This is a genomic window from Martinezella calliandrae (genome assembly GCF_030272695.1).
Taxonomy (GTDB): domain Bacteria; phylum Pseudomonadota; class Alphaproteobacteria; order Rhizobiales; family Rhizobiaceae; genus Rhizobium; species Rhizobium calliandrae.
The window spans coordinates 18,605-37,883 of the sequence record NZ_JARFYN010000049.1 but is presented as its reverse complement, the minus strand read 5'-3'; the positions used below and the strand labels follow the sequence as shown (position 1 = coordinate 37,883).

Here is a 19,279-nt window from a genome sequence, read left to right as displayed (position 1 = left end):
ATGTGGTGGTCGAGGCTAAAGGCGCTCATCATCAAGGAACTGCTGGCGGTGCTGCGCGATCCGAAGAGCCGCCTGATCTTGATCGGGCCACCGATCGTGCAGCTTTTGGTCTTTTCCTATGCTGCAACCCTGGAGGTGCGCAACGTCGATATTGCGTTACTGAACCGCGACAGCGGCCACTGGGGACAAGAACTCGTCCAGCGCATCGAAGGCGCCCCGACGTTCCGAAGCATCTCGCCGGTGCAAAATCTTACAGAAATGCGCGATGCGGTCGACCGGCAGCGCGTCACCGCCGCCGTCGTTGTCGGCCCGGATTTCTCGCGCAATATCGAGGCAGGCAGGCCAGCCAACCTGCAGATCATTCTCGACGGCCGACGGTCGAACGCCTCGCAGATCGTCGCCGGCTATCTCAACCAGATTGTGGCAAGCCTTGCCGCCGAAACACCGGCGGGCACGCGCGCCGCCGCCAAATCCGTCGTCGTCGTGGCGCGCAACTGGTTCAATCCCAACCTAATCTTTCAATGGTTCATGGTGCCGAACCTGATTGCCAGCATTGCCCTGCTCATCGGCCTCATCGTCACCGCGCTTTCCATTGCGCGCGAGCGCGAACTCGGCACATTCGACCAGCTCATGGTGTCGCCTTTGCGCACCCACGAAATCCTGATCGGCAAGTTCATCCCGCCGATGATGATCGGCCTCTTTCACATGACGATCTATATTCTCGCGGCGATCTTCATCTTCGGCGTGCCGCTGCGAGGCTCGCTGCTCCTGCTCTACGGCAGTTCGCTCTTCTATCTCGCTGCCGTCGCCGGTCTCGGCCTCTTCATTTCGGCGCTCTCGGCAACGCAGCAGCAGGCAATCCTCGGAGCCTTCCTTTTTCTGGTCCCCGCGATGCTGCTTTCAGGCTTCGCTACGCCGATCGAGAATATGCCGAGCTGGTTGCAGCCGCTGACCGTCGTCGATCCGCTGCGCTATTTCCTGGTGATCGTCAAAGGCGTCTTTCTCAAGGACGTTCCGCCTGCCGAGGTCCTCAATCAGACATGGCCGCTCTTAGTGATCGCGGCGGTAACCCTCGGCACCGCATCATGGCTGTTCCGCCGCCGGCTTGAGTAGCCCGAGCGACGGGACTGTGATGCATCATCGCACGGTGATCTATCGTGGGCGCCAATATGAGGCTGCCTCGCTTGCGCAGCATGCCAAGATTAACGCATGATGCGTGACCACATCGAGTCCTAGTCGCGCAATGAATTCAGAACCAGACATCGCAATCATTGGCGCCGGCGCAGCCGGCATCGGCGCCGCAAGGCGCCTTGCCCAAACCGGGCTTTCCATATCGATCTTCGATGCCCTGCCGCGCCTTGGGGGCCGCGCCTGGACGTGCAAGACATCGGCGGGGCCTGTCGATCTCGGCTGCGGCTGGCTGCATTCCGCCGATCGCAACCCATGGACACGCATCGCTGAAGAATCGGGATTCAAGGTCGACCGTGGCTTGACCGCCTGGGGCGAACAATATCGCAGCCTTGGGTTTGCCAAAGCAGAGCGGGAGGAGGCGCGGCGTGCCTTCGCGCGATGGAGCCACCGCGTTGCGACGGCCCAGCCTGCCAGCGACAGGGCGTCGGACGCGCTGGATCCCGGCGGGTCTTGGACAGCCTATCTGCAGGCCTTGAGCGGCTATATCAGCGGCGATGAGCTTGAGCGCATCTCGGTGAAGGATTATTCGGCCTATGACGAAGCGTCCACCGATTGCAACTGGCGCGTACCCACGGGTTACGGTGCCCTGATTGCGGCAAGCCTGCCGGCCGGTGTCGAGCTGCATCTCGCCACTCCCGTGGAAGCTCTGACGCTCGACGAGCGCCACGTCGTGCTCCAGACCGCTGGCGGCGCCGTACGAGCCCGCGCAGTCATTCTCACGGTCTCGACAAATGTTCTTGCCGGCGGCGCTATCTCCCTACCATCGGCGCTCGACCCTTGGCGCGACGCGGCAGCCCGCCTGCCGCTTGGCAATAACGAAAAGCTGTTTCTAGAGATTGTCGGTGACAGCCCCTTCGCCCCTGAGAGCCACCTTCTCGGCGATCCCCGTGATCCGACGACCGGCACCTACTATATTCGCCCCTTCGGATCACTACTGATCGAATGCTTTCTGGGAGGAGCCGGCGCACGGATCGCCGCCGCCGAAGGACACCGTGCGGCATTCGACCGAGCGATAGGGCAACTTGCATCGCTCTTCGGCTCTTCCGTACGCGACTGCTTACGACCACTCGTTGCATCCGACTGGGCGCGTACACCATCGATCGGCGGTGGCTACAGCCACGCTTTGCCAGGCCAGGCGGACGCGCGAGTTGCTTTGGCCCGGCCGCTCGACGACCGGCTGTTCTTTGCAGGCGAAGCAACGCACACCACCGACTTTTCGACTGCGCATGGTGGCTATGAGAGCGGCGTCCGCGCTGCCGAGGAAGTGATCAGCGTCGTTGTCCCGAGCTCGCAGTCGCGGGCCTGACGGCGTCTCCCCGACTCTTCGCCGTGGCCGCATCTTGGCGCCCCCTGGCGCAGTGATCGCCAGTTGCGGCGCCTGGCTGAAAGTTTCTCGGGTGTTTAGCGGTTTAGTTCTCTTTCAGCTTCTCACGCAGGAACTCGATAAACCTCTGTGTCTTCGCGGGAAGCAAGCGCGTCTCAGTCACCGCATACACCGAGCTTGGTGATCCCTGCCAATCCGGAAGAATGTTTCGCAATTGTCCACTAGCCACCTCCTCTGCGACGACCCGCTCGGGAAGAAAGGCGATGCCCATGCCAAACCCCGCCAGCCGCCGTATCATGGCGACGCTGTTGACCCTAAAACGACTTGCCGCCTTGGCTTCGAAGGTCTTCGTGTCCGCATACATTTTCCAGACGGGCATGTTGCTCATCGTAAGACACTCATGCCCCTCAAGTTCCGAAGGGTGAACAGGGTCTCCGTTTGCCTCGATATAGTTGCGCGACGCGTATAGCCTCGGGGACACGCGCGCGATGACACGCACAATGAGGTTGGATGTCTCCGGCGCCCCCATCCGGATGGCTAGATCGAACGGCTCCGCCACGAGATCGACGTTGCGGGGTGTCAAATCTAGGTCGAAGCGAATGCCTGGATAGAGCGCAACGAATTCCGGAAGCAACGGAGCGAGGTAGGTCGTCGCGAAATCCACCGGAAGCGACACCCGCAGCACGCCACTCGGCTGGGCAACCATATCGCCCAGTTCTTGATGCGCGAGCCGGGCCTCCTCTACGATGCGCTTGCATCGCTCATAGTAGAGCTGCCCTGCTTCCGTCAGTTCGATCTTGCGGGTCGTCCGGTGCAGGAGCCGCAATCCAATTTTCTCTTCGAGCAGACTGATCCGCCGCGACAATGTCGAGTTTGGCATGTCGAGCGCATCGGCCGCGCGGCGGAAGCTGCGGGTCTTCACCACTTCTACGAACAGAGCCATGTCGTTCAGATAGTCCAATTGATTGCTCCATCAGTGGAATAATTATTTCCATTGGCGTCAGGTTATCCCATCGGATGGACAAGATTATGTTTCCACTGACACACAGAAGGATTTTCGAAATGAGCGACATCTTCAGTCCTATACGTCTCGGTCAAGCCCAGCTTTCAAACCGCCTTGTCATGGCACCTATGACCCGCTCGCGAGCCGAGCAGGACGGATCGCCGGGCGAACTGGCCGCCGACTACTATTCGCAGCGCGCTGCCGTCGGCCTTATCGTTACCGAAGGCACGCAACCGTCCGATGATGGGCAGGGTTACCTCACGACGCCGGGGATTTACACGGACGCTCATGTTGCGGGCTGGAAAGCGGTCACCTCCGCCGTCCACACCATGGGTGGGCGCATCTACATCCAACTGATGCATGCTGGACGCATGTCTCACCCCGACAACACGGCGCATCACCGCCAGGGTGTTGCGCCCTCCGCCATCGCGCCAGGCGCTCCGATGTTCACCGCCACGGGCATGAAGGATATCCCAACGCCTCGCGCGCTGACCACCGAGGAGGTCCGCCAGACCGTCCAGGACTTCCGCTTCGCAGCGCGCCGCGCAATCGAGGCCAGAGCAGACGGCGTCGAAATCCACGGGGCAAACGGCTATCTCGTTCAGCAGTTCTTCGCGCCCAGCGCCAATCTCCGGACGGACGAATATGGCGGCTCGATTGAGAACCGCGCGCGCTTCGCTATCGAGGTGGCGAGCGCGGTCGCCGAAGAAATCGGTGCGGACCGCACCGCCATACGCCTTTCGCCCGGCACCACCATTGGCGGCATTGACGAGGGTGCAGAAGGTCCCGATCTCTACCGTTATCTCGTCGGGGAATTGGACAAGCTGGGTCTGGCCTATGTCCATGTCATGCACACCGGCAACGAAGCGCTGCTGGCCGACATTCGCAAGCGGTGGCACCAGGCACTCATTGTAAACAGGCCCGGTCGCGGACGCGAAGAAATCGGCAGCGATATAGCGTCGGGCCTCGCCGATCTGGAGGCCTACGGCCAAATGATCCTCGCAAACCCGGATTTCATCGACCGCCTCAAGGCAGATGCCCCGATGAACGAGGCCGATCGGAGTACGTTCTTCGGCGGCACTGCGAAGGGCTACACGGACTATCCGACACAGCCCGACGCTACGGGCGTAACGGAAGCGGCGCAATGACGTAACGTCACGCGGGACGACTGGCATCGCCGCTCGTCCCGCCGGCGTCCGGAACAAAATGGGCCCTATGCGACGGCGCGTTTAGCCGCCGATCATCAGCTTGACGATTTCCTCGTGTGTCGTTTCGCTGATCTTGCGCTCTCCGGCAACGATGCCGCGGCGAAGGACGATGATGCGGTCGGACACCGCGAAAATGTCCTGGAGATTGTGGGAGATGAAGATCACACCACGACCTTGCGCCTTGAGCGACTTGATCAACGCCACCACCTTGCGCTGTTCCGGCACGCCGAGAGCTGCCGTCGGCTCATCCATGATCAGGATCCTGGCGTTCCAATAGACTGCGCGCCCGATGGCCACCGCTTGACGTTGGCCGCCGGAAAAGTTGCTGACCGGCGCGTCGAGCCTTTTCACGTGGAAGTCAAGGCGCGCCATCGTTTCGCGGGCCGCTTCTGCCATCGCCTTCCGGTCGAGGACCGGCAGAAAGCCGAAGAGCTTCTTCATCGGTTCGCGGCCAAGGAAGATATTGGCGCCGATCGTCAGATTGTCCGCCAGGGCAAGATCCTGGTAGATCGTCTCTATCCCCTTTTCCCGCGCGTCCTGGGGCGAGGAGAAGGTGACAGGCTGTCCTTCGATGAGGATTTCGCCCGCCGTCGGAGGATAAACGCCCGAGATCGCCTTGATCATCGTCGTCTTGCCCGCGCCGTTGTCTCCTGCCAAGGCGACAACCTCGCCGGGGTGGACGATCATGGAGCAATTGTCGAGCGCGCGAACAGCACCGAAATACCGCGACAGATTCCGGACTTCGAGGAGGGGTATATCGCTATTCATCCTGTTTTGCTCCGCTGAACCGGCGCTGCGCCTGATCTATGAGTACCGAAATGATGATGACGATACCGACGGCGATGAACTGCCAGAACGGCTCGACATTCATGAAAACCAGACCGTACTGAATGACGGCGATGACCAGAGCGCCGGCGATGGTGCCGATGATCGTGCCCGAACCGCCAAACAGGCTGGCACCGCCGATGACGACCGCGGCCACGCTATCGAGCAGCAGCGGTTCACCGGCCTGGGCGGCACCGGCCGTGAAGCGGGCGGCATAGAGCGCGCCACCAAGGCCCGCGCAGACCGCCGAAAGTATGTAGAGCCTCAGCAGGTGGGTTCTGATATCGATGCCGGCCCGGCGTGCGGCCTGTGCGTTGGCGCCGATCGCATAATTATGCTGGCCAAAGCGTGTTTGGCTCAGCAGGTAATGCATGACGATGACAAAGACGATGGTGACGATGACGAGATAAGGCACGCCGTAAAAGCGGCCGTTGCCAAGCTCGGCGAAATAGGAATTCTTGACAGGCACGGTCGTGCCGCCGGCGAGAAGAAATGCAGTACCGCGAGCGACGCCGAACATGCCGAGCGTGCCGATGAAGGGCGGAACCTTCAGACGGGAAATCAGCAGGCCGTTGATGAGACCGGGCAAGGTGGCCGCAAGCATTGCAACGACAATTCCGAGAAGCATCGCCACCGGCAGTGGCATATAGAGACCGGCTATATTGGTGACGTGCGCGGCAATGACCGCCGCGAAACCCATGATGAAGCCCGTCGAAAGGTCGATGCCGCCCGAGATGATGACGAAGGTCTGGCCGATGGCAAGCAGCAGCGGCGCCACGGCAAAAACCGCAACCGATTGCCAGTTGAACGATGAGCCGATGAAGGTGCCGCCGAAATCGATGCGCGCCCAGATTTCGAAAATCACGATCAGTGCGGCAAGGAAGAGCCACGCACGCAGTTGCGCGATGCGGTTGACGATGGTCTTTGCCTGATCGCCATGGTCTGCCTGTGGCGCCACATGTTGCTGGTCCGTTTTCGGGGCCTCGATATTGTCGATTGTCATGTATCAACCCGAACTCGAGCGAGGACGACAGACGTCGCCACGCTCATTCTCTCTACTGTGGTCAAAGATGCGCCTCGCTCACCGAGCGGGGCGCCAGACTCCCTCCGATCAATCGGAGTAGATGAATTTCGCGACGTTCTTGTCGGTGACATTCGACTTGTCGATGACCGTGAAGCCCGTGCCGATTGAAGTCGGAATAGAATTGCCGGTCAGATGGGCATAGGCTGCCATGACGCCGAAGTAGCCGATCTCGGCCGGATGCTGGGCAATCGCGAGATCGACAAGACCGGAATTGATGTTGTCGACGATCGTTGTCGGCGCATCGAAGGCGACGACGCGGATCTTGCCCGTCTGACCTGCCTGCTGCACGCCGTTCGCAGCGCCGAGAGCCGAAAACAGATTGGCACCGAAAACGCCATCGAGATCCGAATTGCGGGCATAGACTGCCTGCATCTGGGATGCCGCCTTGTTTGCGTCGTCGTCATTGTACTGTGTTTCAAGAACGGTGATGTTCGGATATTTCTTCATCTCGTCCTTGAAACCCTGCTCGCGCTGGTCCGTCGTCGAGATGCCGGGCTTCACGTTGGAAACGTAAACCTTGCCCTTTTCGCCGATGGCCTTTGCAAGCGCACGGGCGGCGATCGCTCCTCCGAGGAGGTTGTCCGAGGCGATGTAGGAAAGCGGGAAATCAGCATCTCCCTTGCCCGTTTGGTAGACACCGGTGCCGATGAACGTATCGACGGTGATGACCGGAATGCCTGCATCGGCAGCCTTCTTCAGCGGCTGGATAAGCTGATCCTTGTCGGTCGGCGCGATCAGGATCGCATCAGGCTTCTTCGCAATGATGGCGTCGAGAACCGGAACCTGCGTGACCGGATTGAAGTCAGGTGCCCCTTGGAACACAAGCTCGGCACCCACGGCCTTGGCAGCCGCTTCGGCACCCTTGCGCATGGTGATGTAGAAGGCGTCCGTGGTCAGGCCTGGAATCAAGGCAATGGTGAATTTCTTGTCTTGTGCCTTGACGCTTCCGGCAACAGCCGACACGCCAGTGGCAAGCGTTGCCACAGCGGTGGCCTTTAGAAATGAGCGACGCTCCATAGTTTCCTCCTCTTGAAGCCGAACCTCCCCTGTCCGGCAGAACGGATAATCAGCGGCTTATAGCGGGCCGTCAAGTAATTTTTTTCTGTAACGAATTTCCTATATCTATTTGAAATAACTCGCCAATTAGCGCAAACGACAACGCTCCGCGCCCTGCACGCCAATGGAGTGCTGCGCGGCCGTTTGAAATCACGTCGTGCTTTGTCGGCCGCCGGAAGGCGGCCACTTTCATGCCCGCTCAAACACTTTTGAAATCCAGCCTGTCACATCCGCCATGTCTGGTTCCTTTGTCTGATCGACTGTCATCACCGCACCACATCCCATCGGTTCTGCCCGATCGGCGAGCGCCACCAGTTCTGGAACATATTCGGCCCCCGGATGGCCTGGCAGCCTGTTCTTCAGACGGCTGGCATACCGTTCCCCCGCCACGACGCCGGGGACCTTGCACCAAAGCTCCGCGACGCGATCGACGCCGGCGTCTTTGAGATAGGTGTCGAGCACGGCTTTTGGCTGAAACCCAAACCATGCGTCGACGATGAATGTAGATCCGGCCGGCGCCTCACGAATAAACGACCAGATCGCTTGATAGCTTGCTTTCCCCAAGGTCCGATTGAAATCCCGGTCCACGCCGCCGATGTGCTCCAGAAACGGGTTCTTGATGCCATCAAGCGAAAGGACAGGCCATCCGGTCCTTTGCGACAACATTTTTGCCAGGCGGCTTTTCCCCGACGCCGGCACGCCGTTAACGAGCACGACGCGTTTTTCGGCAGAGGTGTCGGCATCCGAGAAGGTCGATAGGCCCGCCCCAATCACCCCGGCGTCATCGCCGAGTATCGCCGGCACTATCGTTGGCCGAAACCACGGTGCCATCGCCGGAAGATCGCCAAGGGCGCGCGCGGCGTCTGAGCCGAGGCCGCCTCCCAATATGATGATTTCCGGATCCATCGTTGCTGCAATGTTATCGAGCGCCATACGCAGAGGGGACGCCCAGGCATGCAACACCGCCCTGGCCGCCGCATTTCCGCTGGAGGCCATTTCAAACACCTCGCAAACGGACATGGCCGGGAGACCGGCTGCCTTGATGTGCCGACGCAATGCCGTTCCCGAGCTGAAGGTTTCCACGCAGCCACGTCTCCCACACGCACAAAGCGGGCCATCCTCAAGGACGGAAATATGGCCGAGCTGCCCGGCCGCCATATGGCCGTGATAAATCCTGCCATTATTGGCAACCGCGCCGCCAATGCCCGTTCCTATCGTCAGCATCGCGACGCTCTGGTAGCCCCTGGCGGCACCGATGCTCATTTCGGCCATGAGCGCCATGCTGCAGTCGTTTTCGAGGACGATCTTCTTGCCGAGACCAGTCTCCAGCCGATCGGCGAAATCGATCCCGGCCAGGTTCACAATGCCGCCGGATAAAACCGCGCGATTTGCGATGTCGACGCGGCCGGGGATGCCAACTCCAATCACGGCAACTCCAGTCACGTCGAGTTGTGTCACCATTGCCTTGACACGCTCGACAACCTGCAAGGGATCCGTCGGAGTTTGCTCCGACAGCTTTCTGAGAAGCTCGCCTCGACTGGAGACGAGGGCGGCCCGGATGTTCGTGCCGCCAATATCTACGCCAATGGCTATTTCAGGCATCTGCTTTCTGTCCCTGGTCGATACCCTCGGACTTAACGCCTTTAAAGTGGGCTGATATCACCGCTTGAATTTCGCGAAGCCGCGGTACCGCCACCGACTGCAATCTATCCCTCGTGACGGAACGGTCGAGCGAAATGCAGTCTTTCCATAATGAGCGTCCTGCGATGACGCCGGAAGCCCCATTTCGCATGGCATCTTCAACTTGTTTCAGAAACGTCGAGTGGTCGACGCCGGCCGACAACACTGCCCACGGCACGTCCCCTGCAAGTCTCGTGACTTCCGCGCAGGCTTCGGCGGTTCCAGGATAGGGAATCTTTAGCACCTTGGCGCCGCTATCCAGGCAAATCCTGCTTCCTCCGACGACCAGCGACGGCAGTTTCGATTTATACTCGGCCTCGTCTTCGTCATTAAACCTGTAGGTCAGAAACTCGACAACAAGCAGCAGGTCCTCGCGTGCGAAATCGTCGATGCACTGACGCAGGATATTGATGTTGTGCGTGTTGGCTTCTTCCCGGTCCGAGCGGAGATAGACCATGATCTTACCGCCAGTGGCGCCGAGTTGGCGGACGCTGCGGGCCGAGATGCCAGGAACCAGCTTTGAAAGGCGATATCCTTCAGGCGACGTATCCCATCCCGACGCATCGAGGCCAATCAGCAGTGCTGTATCGCGTTCGATGATGCGGTCGTCGACCAAAGCCGGAACGGCACAGATCGGATCGACCAGCACACAGGATGCCTTGCTTGCAAGAAACCTGGCGATGTCGGCCTTCGTGTCGCCGAGGGTCTTGTCGGAGATGGCTGCTTGCGCTTGCGGATCATTTGCAAGCAGACTGCGCATGCCACCACGTTGATCGCAGGCGATCACCATCATGGCGCCGTCATTACCGCAAATCTGCTGGTACCCTCGCATTTCGGCTGTCGTCAATCTGGACATCTAATCCTCCCTTTAGGGCGCTCGAAACAAGACGCTGAAAGCCCATCCCGCTCCCAGGATTCGCAAGGGATGGCCAATGAACCTAGAGATCCCTCATGCCCCGCATAATCGTTGCGAAATCGGCTGTTTTGAGCGATAACTCCTTCATGTGCCGCATGTGTAACACATTGCAGAAAGGAATTTCAACCTGAATCCGTCTCAGTCGCAAGAGGCTGCAACAAACCGTGCGTTGCTGCATATGGTTGCAAAGCTGCATTATCAGTCCGACATGTCGCAGGTCGACATCGCAAAAAAGCTCGGATTATCAACGGCTACGGTTTCGCGATTGCTCCAAAAAGCTCGCTCGGCCGGGATCGTTCGGATTGAGGTGATTGATCTCTCCCCGTCGGAAGATTTGAGTGCGGCGCTCCTTGACGGCCTGAAATTGCGTACGGCCGCTGTGATCGACACGCCGTCGTCCAATGTCCTTGCCGCGCTTGCTCCGCCGGTCGGCTCCATGCTGCAACAAGCGGGCCTGCGATCGGGTTCGACACTTGGCATCGGCTGGGGACGTGCTGTCCGGGAAGTTACGCTTGCGGGCTTGCCGCGGTTGCCCGGCATCGTGACCACTGCTCTTAACGGCGGAATGCAGCAGGCAGCGGCGCATTTCCAAATCAACGAATTCGTGCGCCTGGCAGCAGAACAAATGGGTGGAATTCCACATTTCCTGCACGCCCCCTACATTTCATCATCGGAACTGCGCGACGCTTTCCTCGCCGACCCCACGGTCCAGCAGGTGACGTCGCTCTGGGACAAGCTGGATGCCGCGATCGTCGGTGTAGGTTTAAGACATGCGGCAAATCCGTCCGAAGCGACAGCAGCGCTTCCGGGAGAGAAAGCTCTAAGCCATGCCGCGGGCGACGTTCTGCGCCACTACATAACGGAGGCCGGCGAAATTCTTCATTGGGATGGTGAGGAGCGCATGATTGCCGCCTCACCGCAGCAATTGCGGCAGGTGCCCCTGTGCATCGCGGTTGCCGCAACGCCGGCCAAGGCGGCCGGCATCATTGGTGCTGCCCGATCGGGCATGATCAATGCGCTTGTGACGGACGCCAACACAGCGCAGGCCATTCTCAATCGCTTATCCGCCGCCCACAAGAGCGAGTAAACATCTTGAATACCTCACTGTCAGACGGTTTCGATCGGTTACGCGTTAATTTCTACCCCGAGCGATCCTTCGGCGCCTTCCTGTTCGACATGGATGGTACGGTCTTGAATTCCATCGCAGTGGCCGAGCGGGTTTGGACGGCATGGGCTTTGCGGCACAATGTCGATGCCGCGGGTTTGCTGGCAACGGTTCACGGAAGAAAGGCAGTCGAAACAATCTCGCGGCTTGGCCTGCCTCAAGTCGATCCGGTCGAAGAAATGAGGCTTCTGACATTGGCCGAAATCGCCGACGTGGTAGGCATCGAGCCAATCGCAGGAGCCAGCCGTTTCCTGGAGGCTTTACCCAGGGATCGTTGGGCGATCGTAACATCGGCGCCGCGAGACTTGGCGGTTGTCCGCCTCAAAGCCGCAGGCCTTCCCTGGCCGCCGCTCCTGATTGCCGGCGAGGATGTTCAGAACGGCAAACCGGCGCCGGACTGCTTTTTATTGGCCGCCGAGACATTAGCCCAGCCTATAGAGGAATGCCTTGTCTTCGAGGATGCTCCTGCAGGGATAGAAGCCGCTGAGGCGGCTGGTGCTGCGGTGATGGTGATCAGCGCGACCCATCGGAGCTTGCTGCAAACACCGCATCCGAGCGTTGTAAATTACGATGATCTCGTCGCAGATATCACGCACGCCGGATCCCTTCGGATCTCGGAGAGGCGGCGTTAGGTTCGCTCCGTGCCGCTACCTTTGCCGAGCTGAATTGATAGCGTCCGCATAGATATCGAGCACGCGAACAACACTGCCAAGGACGATTGCGTCTGCCTCAGGCGTTAGAGATCCGGATGCGACTACCGGCTCAAGATGGCCGAGATGCTGACTGATCAGCGGTCGCGGAATTGTCAGTCCCCGGAGGGCCGACATAAGCTCGTTCACTGCATTTTGCGCGGCGGGTGCTGTCCAATAATAACGGATTCGGTCGCTGAAGGAGTAATGTCGTTGGACATATTGTTGATGCGCATCCCCTGGATAATATTTCTGCCAATGATCCGGAGATGAAAGCATGACCCGCTCCATGGCGACGGGCAGGGTTTCTCGGACCGTGTTCGGCACCAGGATCTCGGCAATAGCGCTTAGTCCATACAGCGCCTCGCGCAGAGCAAAGGTCAGCCAAGGGCCGACTTTCAAAATCCCAAATCCGTCGCCGACAAGGTCACTAAGTGCCTGCGAGCTCTGATAGTCCGTCGAATGGGCCTCGAAAACAAACTGCGGTATGTCGTTTAATGTAGCGACGAGTTCGGCCGCTGCTTCGCGTCCATAGGCAATAACCTCCGCATTCCCGAACTCAACGCCCGGCTGGACAACAATGCCGATCGCGCGTGCGAAAGCCTCGTCCAGCCCGAGACGGGAGAATGCAGCGCGGTGAAGCTCCACGGTTTCTCTGACATCCGCTGGGGTCGTGATATGCATATGGTCGAGCGCTTCCACCGCACCGCCCGGAACAGGAACCTCAGTCCCAATGATGTAGCTTGGAGCCTGCGCGCCCGATCGGTGTACTCCTGCTTCAGACACCGCGGCCAATTGGGCTGCCCGGGATGCAATCGTCTCATTGGGGACCGCCTGAGGATCGTCCGCGCAAGCCATGCTTGTATCGAGATGGAGTTTGGTGAAGCCTGCGGCGGCATAGGCGTCGATCATTTCGCTGGCTTTGCGCATCGCCTCGTCGGCGGCCAAATGTTTCCAGGGATTTGGCCCCAGGTGATCCCCACCGAGAATGAGTTGGTCCTGGGGAAAGTCGACTTTTAGCGCAATCTTTTCGACGAAGGCGCGAAAAGCAGCGGGCGTCATGCCGGTATAGCCGCCATCCTGATTGACCTGATTACATGTCGCTTCGATCAGCACATCACTACTGCGGCCCCTGCCGTGGATGAGCGCCGCTTCGATCACCACCGGATGGGCAGAGCAGACGGAGGTAATGCCAGATGGCCTGCCGAAACCACGGTTACGCGGCATGCTGGCCAATCGTTCTGTCGCGGGCCTCAAGACGCTGAACCCTCGGTCGCATCGGACATAAAGGCCTGGACTTCGACAAAGCTGGCAATTCCCTCCATCGGTCCCTTGCGTGTCACGGCGAGCGCGCCGCAGGCGCAGGCGAACCTCAATGCTTCCTCAGGCTGCGCGCCCCTTAGCCAAAGCGAGACGAAGCCCGCGCCAAAACAATCGCCCGCCCCCGTCGGATCGACCTCCTGGACGGAGAAACCGGCCGCGGTGACCTGGCGGTGCTGGTCGTGGTAAACCGCACCCTCTGATCCTTTTTTGACGATGACTGCCGATATGCCGCGCTGAAGCATCTCGGCGACTGCGGACGCCTCGTCTTCAGCCTTGGTGAAGATGAAAAGTTCCGCACCGCTGGGCAGGAAGAGGTCGGTTCGAGCCAGCACCTGGTCCAGCGCCTCGCGCATGCCAGGCAATTCGATCATCTCTTTTCGTATATTCGGGTCGAAGGAAACGGTGCCGCCGTGGCCCTTGACCGCCTCGATGCCTGCAAGAATGACGGCGATCGCCGTTTCGGAAAACAGGGAAGAGCCCATGACATGAAAGTGATCGGCGCCGGCTAACAAGGCTTGCGCTCTATGCCCGATCTCCATCAATCCGGCCGCACTATTCCTGATGTTGAAGACGAAGTGGCGCGAGCCATCTGCCCGATAGGCCACAAAGGCCGTGCCGGTCGCTCGCCCCTTGTGAACCGTGACAGCGGAGACGTCGGCGCCCCAATCGCGCAGCCTGTCGATGTTCATCTGACCGAAATCGTCTTCACCAACGGCGCTGATCAAGCCAGCCGGCTGACCCAGTCGCGCAGCTTGACCGATAAAGATTGCCGGTGCACCCGACGGGAATGGCCCGTGAAGCAACCCAGGCTTGGCTAAGCTCTGATCGAGCTGATCTGCCATGATTTCGACAACGATCTCCCCGGCGCTAACGATCTTCTTCATGAGGGACGAACTCGCTTCCAGAGAAATCTCTTTTTTGGTTGAGGTGGCCGATCGGTCAAGTGGAATTTCTACGGCTTGTAATTTTATGCGTCAATTAATAAATTTGCGCACGTAATGTTTTAGCGTGACGCAGGACCCGAAAAAAGTTGCCTGAAACTTACTTGCCAGTTGCGCCTCTTTCCGCACAGACGCATAACGATCGCTGACAGAAACAGTGGTTTGAAGAATGGTCGACTTGCGATGGAAAAACTGACGCATAGGACAATGGAGGATTTCGCGAAGTCCTGCGGCGTCTCGCGCCCGACCCTTTCCAAGTATTTTGATGATCCGACGAGCGTAAAGCCGACGACGCGCGCGCTGATTGAAGCCGCACTCCGCTCGTCGGACTATCAGCCTAATCTTTACGCGCGAAACCTCAATCGGAAAAGAACGCGCAATATCGGCATTCTGGTTCCCGCTCTCACCGACCCATTTTATGCCGAGATGGTCAACCGCCTCGAATTGCGGTTGCGGAACGAGGGATACTGGCCGATCGTGTTTTCCTCGCACGGCCTGCCGGAACTCGAAGCCGAGGCCGTCAGCACGATGCTGTCTTTGAAGGTGGCGGGTGCGCTCGCGGCACCGCTCGGGCAGAAATCCGATCCGCGCGCCTTCGAAAAACTGGCGCAAAATCTGCCGATCGTCTATTTCGACACCTATATCGAAGGCAACACGCCGTTCATTGGCAACAATAACTACCAAAGCGTCGCAACGATTGTCGAATACCTCCGCAGGTCCGGAGAGCCGCCAGCCTATTTCGACATACCGCATGTCAACCACAACTCACCGGAGAGACTGGCGAGCTATGTGGCCACGATGAAAGCCTCGGGCTACGAGCCGGTGGTGATCAAGACCAATGCCGCCTACACATGGGATTTCGAGCGCGTCGGATACGAACAGATGGACGCCATCCTCGATGCAAAGAGGCTCCCCAGTAAAACCATCCTCTGCGCCAATGATCGTCTCGCATTTGGCGTTATGGCTGCGGCGTTCGCACACGGGCTGAGGGTCGGGCGCAAGAAGGACGACGACCTTCGGGTTGCGGCCCATGACGATCACCCCTTGAGCCGCTACACCTGCCCGCCGCTGACGACAATGGCGCAAGACTTTGCTTCCATGTCGGCAAAAAGCGTCGATACATTACTGGCGCTTCTCGGCGACAAGGAGGCGCCGGTTCCAACGATCGCACTCAAAGTCAGCCTGGACGGGACACTGGTTATGCGGCAATCAGCATGAAGCGGCGTCGCCGATCCCATCAATCCGGAGCCTCTTCAAAGCTGCGCCATGCCGCCACCGCTTCCTGCACCGCCTGCCGTGCCTGGGGCACATATCTCCCCATCGACACAAAGCCGTGAATTTGGCCGGGCCAATGGCGTAGGACGACGCGAACCCCCTCCTGCCGCAGCCGCTCGGCATAGGCCGTACCTTCGTCCACGAGAATGTCGTAGCCGGCCGTGGCGATGAATGCCGGAGCCGCCCCCGCAACGCTTTCGGCCCGCAATGGCGAGACCCTCCAATCGACAATATCGGCGGCAGTGCGAACATAGTAATCGCGAAACCATTTCATTGTCGTCGCGGTCAAACCGAAGCCTGTGGCATAGCGGCGATAACTGTCGGCCGTCTGCGTGGCGTCCGTGTTGGGATAGATGAGCAATTGTGCCGCAAGCCGTGGGGCGGCGCCTGAACGCGACATCACCGCCAACACGGCCGCAAGATTGCCGCCGGCACTGTCGCCAGCCACCGCGATCCGTCTGAGATCGATGCCGAAATCGGTGGCAGACTTTGCCATGAACCCCAGCGCGGCGGCACAATCCATCAATCCCGCGGGAAATTTATGTTCCGGCGCCAAGCGATAGTCCGGGCAGATCACGGTACATTTGCCGAGATTTGCGAACCATCGGCAGATCTCGTCATGGGAGTCGAGATTGCCGATCACCCAGCCGCCGCCGTGAAAATAGAGAAGACCCGGGCCATCCTTGGAGGGTGCTCCGAAGCCGCGATAGATGCGCACAGTAATAGAACCGTCAGGGCCGCTGATCTGGCGATCTTCTACCGAAGCGACTGCCTCCTTGGCACCCTGGAGTGCCGGGAAGCCCGCATTGTAATCGACACGGGCTTGCTGAGCTGTGCCGGTCTCAAGCGACCGAGTATTCGACCGATTGCTTATATCGAGAAGTGATCGAACGCTCTCATCAAGCTGGTCTGTCATATCGGCTTCTTCCTTCCGCGATCAGGCCAAAAAACTGCGCGCTTCATCTTCACCAAGGAGCGGCGGCGGCGTCAGACTTTCGCGAACGCCAACCGACTGCCCGGTTTCGCCAGATAGAAGAATGGCCTCCATGATCTCGAGCACATGAAGGGCCAGCTCCCCGGACGCGCGTGGCCGCCTGTTCTCCTCAAGCGACCGCACGAGGTCAGCCACGCCCAGCATACGATAATTCGCCCGATCAGGCGCCGCGAACGGCCAGTTTCTTTCACCGTAAAGTTCGCCATCGCTTTCAAAATGACGCCAATCCGCACCCCGTTCGGACAGGGAGACCGTCCCGCCGAATGCATCCGGATCCGGCAGGCGTAGCGAGCCTTCGGTGCCATGCAACTCAATCGGATGGTTGGAATGGCGGAAGACATCCCAGGACGCGCCGAAGTTAACCGTCGCACCGGACCGAAATTCCAGCAATGACAGGACGTTGGTCGGCGTATCAACCTTGAACCTCGTATTCTTGAACGGTCCGTCGGCGGTGATAAGGCGTTCGTCCTGGCCTTTCGTCGCCATCGCCATGACGCGCGCCACTGGGCCGAGCAGATTGACCAGCATCGTCAGGTAGTAAGGTCCCATATCGAAAATCGGACCGCCGCCTGGTTGATAGTAGAATTGCGGGTTGGGATGCCAATGCTCCATGCCGCGCCCCATCATGAATGCCGTCCCGCTTACCGGACGGCCGATTGCGCCCTCCTCCATGAGACGCCGAGCACGCCGGCCAGCGGCGCCAAGGAAAGTATCAGGTGCCGAGCCGAGCAGCAAACCGCGACCCTTCGCCTCCGCCACCAGCGCCCGCCCCTCTCTAGCCGATGTGCAAGCGGCTTTTCCGTGAACACATGCTTGCCCGCGGACAAGGCGGACATGGTAACGTTGAAATGCACTGCGGGAACGGTCAAGTTGAGAATGAGGTCAACCTCGGGATCGGCAAGCAGTTGGTCGACGCTCACGGCGCGAATGCCGTTTTCGCGGGCGCGAAGGGCTGCGATGTCAGCGGAAATGTCGGCGCATGCGCGCAATTCGATACCGGCGAACAGTGCGGCGTTACGCAGGTAAGTCATCGATATGTTGCCGCACCCTATGATGCCGACACCAAATTTTCCCTCTGTTTTCTCTAGCATATTTCTTATCCCTCCCTGGATTCGATGACTGCTGCGTGCGCAACGGACAAAACTGACCGATGCGTCCCAACATGACTTAAAGCATCTTATTTCTTGACGCGCGATAACTTTTTATGAAACATATGAGAATACTGGCGCGGAGATTGTGGAGGTCGCCAGTCTTTCCTGGGAGGGAAACCATGCCTGATTCCAAAAAAGCGTCACCCGGTTCGAACGCGACCGGATTTTCCGCAATGCTCGACCGTCGCCAATTGCTGCTTGGTGCCGCAGGCGCTGCTGCTCTCGGTGTCGCGTCAGAACTTGGCATGCGCACCGCACGCGCTGCCGATCGCACGGAGATCAGCTTTGCCAGTGCGAGTTTCTTCGGCAAGGAGGGCCTTGGTGATCTCGTCAAGGCTTATAACGAGTCGCAAGACCGCATCATGGTCAAATTTATCGAGCTTCCGCCGCCGAGTTCGTCGACCGAGGTCTATCAGGGCCTTATCCAGCAATTGGCGCGCCGCACCGGAACGCCCGACGTCTTCAGCCAAGACGTGATCTGGATCGCCGGCTTTGCGGCAGCAGGATGGGCACTACCGCTTGATGAATATTTCCCGAAAGAGAAGCGCGGCGACTATTTTCCCGGAACCCTTGCTGCCTGCACTTACAATGAAAAGCTGACCGCACTCCCGTGGTTTGTCGACTCCGGCATGTTCTACTACCGCAAGGACCTCGTTGAGAAGCACGGCGGCAAGGTCCCAGACACCTGGGAAGACATGGCGACCATGGCCGCCGCTGCCCAGAAGGCCGGCGATGCCAAGTTCGGCTATCTCTGGCAAGGCAAGCAGGCCGAGGTCCTGATCTGCGATGCCGTGGAAGTCATCACCTCGAATGGCGGTTCCATTCTGGCGCATGACGGCAAATCCTCGATCATCGGCGAGAAGGCGGCGGTCGAGGCGATACAGTTCCTGTACGATACGATCAACAAGACGAAGATCAGCCCGCAGAACGCTCTCTCCTGGGATGAGGAGCCTTCGCGTCAGCCCTTTACCTCGGGCGAAGCGATGTTCATGCGCAACTGGTCCTATGTCTATCCGATCGCGCAGGACCCGAAAGCCTCGCACGTCGTCGACAAGGTCGCTGTTGCGCCGCTACCGCATTTTGCCGGCGGGAAAAGCGCTGCGTGCCTCGGCGGCTATCAGCTTGGCGTCAACGCCAATTCCAAGAAGCGGGAAGCGGCGATCGAGTTCCTGACCTGGATGTCGTCTCCGGAAACGCAAACTCGTCTCGCCTTGAATTTCGGCCTCGCACCTTCGCGGCCCGCGATCTTCCAGGATGCGAAACTAAAAGCCGAGCAGCCGTTCATGGCAAGTCTTCAAAACGTCTTTACGGGTGCCACACCCCGACCGATCACGCCGCAATATGCCAAGGTAACGCTGGCTCTGCAGTCCGGCATTTCCAAGGCGTTGGTCAGCGGCAACGTCCAAGCTGAACTGAAGGCTGCTGCCGAACAGATCAACAAGATCGTTGCCTGA

16 protein-coding genes and 1 pseudogene are annotated in these 19,279 nt (G+C 59.4%); 7 read left to right on the top strand and 10 right to left on the bottom strand.

Going from position 1 to position 19,279, the window contains the following annotated elements:
* Both PY650_RS27825 and PY650_RS27820 read left to right on the top strand, forming a co-directional pair.
* The gene (locus PY650_RS27825) at positions 1-1,113 is read left to right on the top strand and encodes an ABC transporter permease (protein ID WP_285882905.1); all 1,113 of its coding nucleotides are present in this window, start codon (positions 1-3) and stop codon (positions 1,111-1,113) included.
* A gap of 130 nt (positions 1,114-1,243) precedes the next feature.
* Complete coding sequence (locus PY650_RS27820) at positions 1,244-2,497, top strand: flavin monoamine oxidase family protein (protein ID WP_285882904.1); 1,254 nt, start codon at positions 1,244-1,246, stop codon at positions 2,495-2,497.
* A 103-nt stretch (positions 2,498-2,600) separates the two neighbouring features.
* On the opposite strand, the gene PY650_RS27815 is transcribed toward PY650_RS27820, so the two are convergent.
* A complete protein-coding gene (locus tag PY650_RS27815; RefSeq protein ID WP_285882903.1) occupies positions 2,601-3,476 on the bottom strand; it encodes a LysR family transcriptional regulator in 876 nt (291 codons plus the stop codon).
* Between the two features lie 101 nt (positions 3,477-3,577).
* Between PY650_RS27815 and PY650_RS27810 the strand changes: the two genes are divergently transcribed.
* Positions 3,578-4,666, top strand: coding sequence for an alkene reductase (locus PY650_RS27810; protein WP_285882901.1), 1,089 nt, complete (start codon positions 3,578-3,580; stop codon positions 4,664-4,666).
* A gap of 81 nt (positions 4,667-4,747) precedes the next feature.
* Here PY650_RS27810 and PY650_RS27805 read toward each other — a convergent pair whose 3' ends face one another.
* The 5 genes from PY650_RS27805 to PY650_RS27785 all read right to left on the bottom strand — a co-directional run bounded on the left by PY650_RS27805 (position 4,748) and on the right by PY650_RS27785 (position 10,227).
* Positions 4,748-5,494, bottom strand: a complete 747-nt coding sequence (locus PY650_RS27805) for an ATP-binding cassette domain-containing protein (RefSeq protein ID WP_285882900.1) — start codon at positions 5,492-5,494, stop codon at positions 4,748-4,750.
* Positions 5,487-6,554: an ABC transporter permease subunit gene (locus tag PY650_RS27800; RefSeq protein WP_285882899.1), complete on the bottom strand. Its 1,068-nt coding sequence runs from the start codon at positions 6,552-6,554 to the stop codon at positions 5,487-5,489. The genes PY650_RS27805 and PY650_RS27800 overlap by 8 nt, the downstream gene beginning before the upstream one ends.
* Positions 6,555-6,662: 108 nt before the next feature.
* On the bottom strand, positions 6,663-7,652 hold the full coding sequence (locus PY650_RS27795; protein WP_285882898.1) for a substrate-binding domain-containing protein: 990 nt from the start codon (positions 7,650-7,652) through the stop codon (positions 6,663-6,665).
* A 228-nt stretch (positions 7,653-7,880) separates the two neighbouring features.
* A complete protein-coding gene (locus PY650_RS27790) occupies positions 7,881-9,293 on the bottom strand; it encodes an ROK family protein (RefSeq protein WP_285882897.1) in 1,413 nt (470 codons plus the stop codon).
* Positions 9,286-10,227 carry a tagatose-bisphosphate aldolase gene (locus PY650_RS27785; protein ID WP_285882896.1) on the bottom strand — a complete coding sequence of 314 codons (942 nt, stop codon included), beginning with the start codon at positions 10,225-10,227 and terminating at the stop codon, positions 9,286-9,288. The genes PY650_RS27790 and PY650_RS27785 overlap by 8 nt, the downstream gene beginning before the upstream one ends.
* A gap of 238 nt (positions 10,228-10,465) precedes the next feature.
* Between PY650_RS27785 and PY650_RS27780 the strand changes: the two genes are divergently transcribed.
* Both PY650_RS27780 and PY650_RS27775 read left to right on the top strand, forming a co-directional pair.
* The gene (locus PY650_RS27780) at positions 10,466-11,374 is read left to right on the top strand and encodes a sugar-binding transcriptional regulator (RefSeq protein WP_285882895.1); all 909 of its coding nucleotides are present in this window, start codon (positions 10,466-10,468) and stop codon (positions 11,372-11,374) included.
* 5 nt (positions 11,375-11,379) lie between these two features.
* On the top strand, positions 11,380-12,084 hold the full coding sequence (locus PY650_RS27775; RefSeq protein WP_285882894.1) for an HAD-IA family hydrolase: 705 nt from the start codon (positions 11,380-11,382) through the stop codon (positions 12,082-12,084).
* 15 nt (positions 12,085-12,099) lie between these two features.
* Here PY650_RS27775 and PY650_RS27770 read toward each other — a convergent pair whose 3' ends face one another.
* Both PY650_RS27770 and PY650_RS27765 read right to left on the bottom strand, forming a co-directional pair.
* Positions 12,100-13,398: a D-tagatose-bisphosphate aldolase, class II, non-catalytic subunit gene (locus tag PY650_RS27770; RefSeq protein WP_432761593.1), complete on the bottom strand. Its 1,299-nt coding sequence runs from the start codon at positions 13,396-13,398 to the stop codon at positions 12,100-12,102.
* The gene (locus tag PY650_RS27765; protein WP_285882892.1) at positions 13,395-14,348 is read right to left on the bottom strand and encodes a sugar kinase; all 954 of its coding nucleotides are present in this window, start codon (positions 14,346-14,348) and stop codon (positions 13,395-13,397) included. Before PY650_RS27765 ends, PY650_RS27770 begins: the two co-directional genes overlap by 4 nt.
* 240 nt (positions 14,349-14,588) lie before the next feature.
* On the opposite strand from PY650_RS27765, the gene PY650_RS27760 reads away from it, so the two are divergent.
* Entirely contained in the window at positions 14,589-15,623 is a 1,035-nt protein-coding gene (locus PY650_RS27760; protein WP_285882891.1) for a LacI family DNA-binding transcriptional regulator, read from the top strand.
* A 19-nt stretch (positions 15,624-15,642) separates the two neighbouring features.
* On the opposite strand, the gene PY650_RS27755 is transcribed toward PY650_RS27760, so the two are convergent.
* Together PY650_RS27755 and PY650_RS27750 are read right to left on the bottom strand one after the other, a co-directional pair.
* The gene (locus tag PY650_RS27755; protein ID WP_285882890.1) at positions 15,643-16,596 is read right to left on the bottom strand and encodes an alpha/beta hydrolase; all 954 of its coding nucleotides are present in this window, start codon (positions 16,594-16,596) and stop codon (positions 15,643-15,645) included.
* Between the two features lie 21 nt (positions 16,597-16,617).
* Positions 16,618-17,765 (bottom strand): annotated as a pseudogene (locus PY650_RS27750) (Gfo/Idh/MocA family protein).
* Between the two features lie 179 nt (positions 17,766-17,944).
* On the opposite strand from PY650_RS27750, the gene PY650_RS27745 reads away from it, so the two are divergent.
* A complete protein-coding gene (locus tag PY650_RS27745; protein ID WP_285882889.1) occupies positions 17,945-19,279 on the top strand; it encodes an ABC transporter substrate-binding protein in 1,335 nt (444 codons plus the stop codon).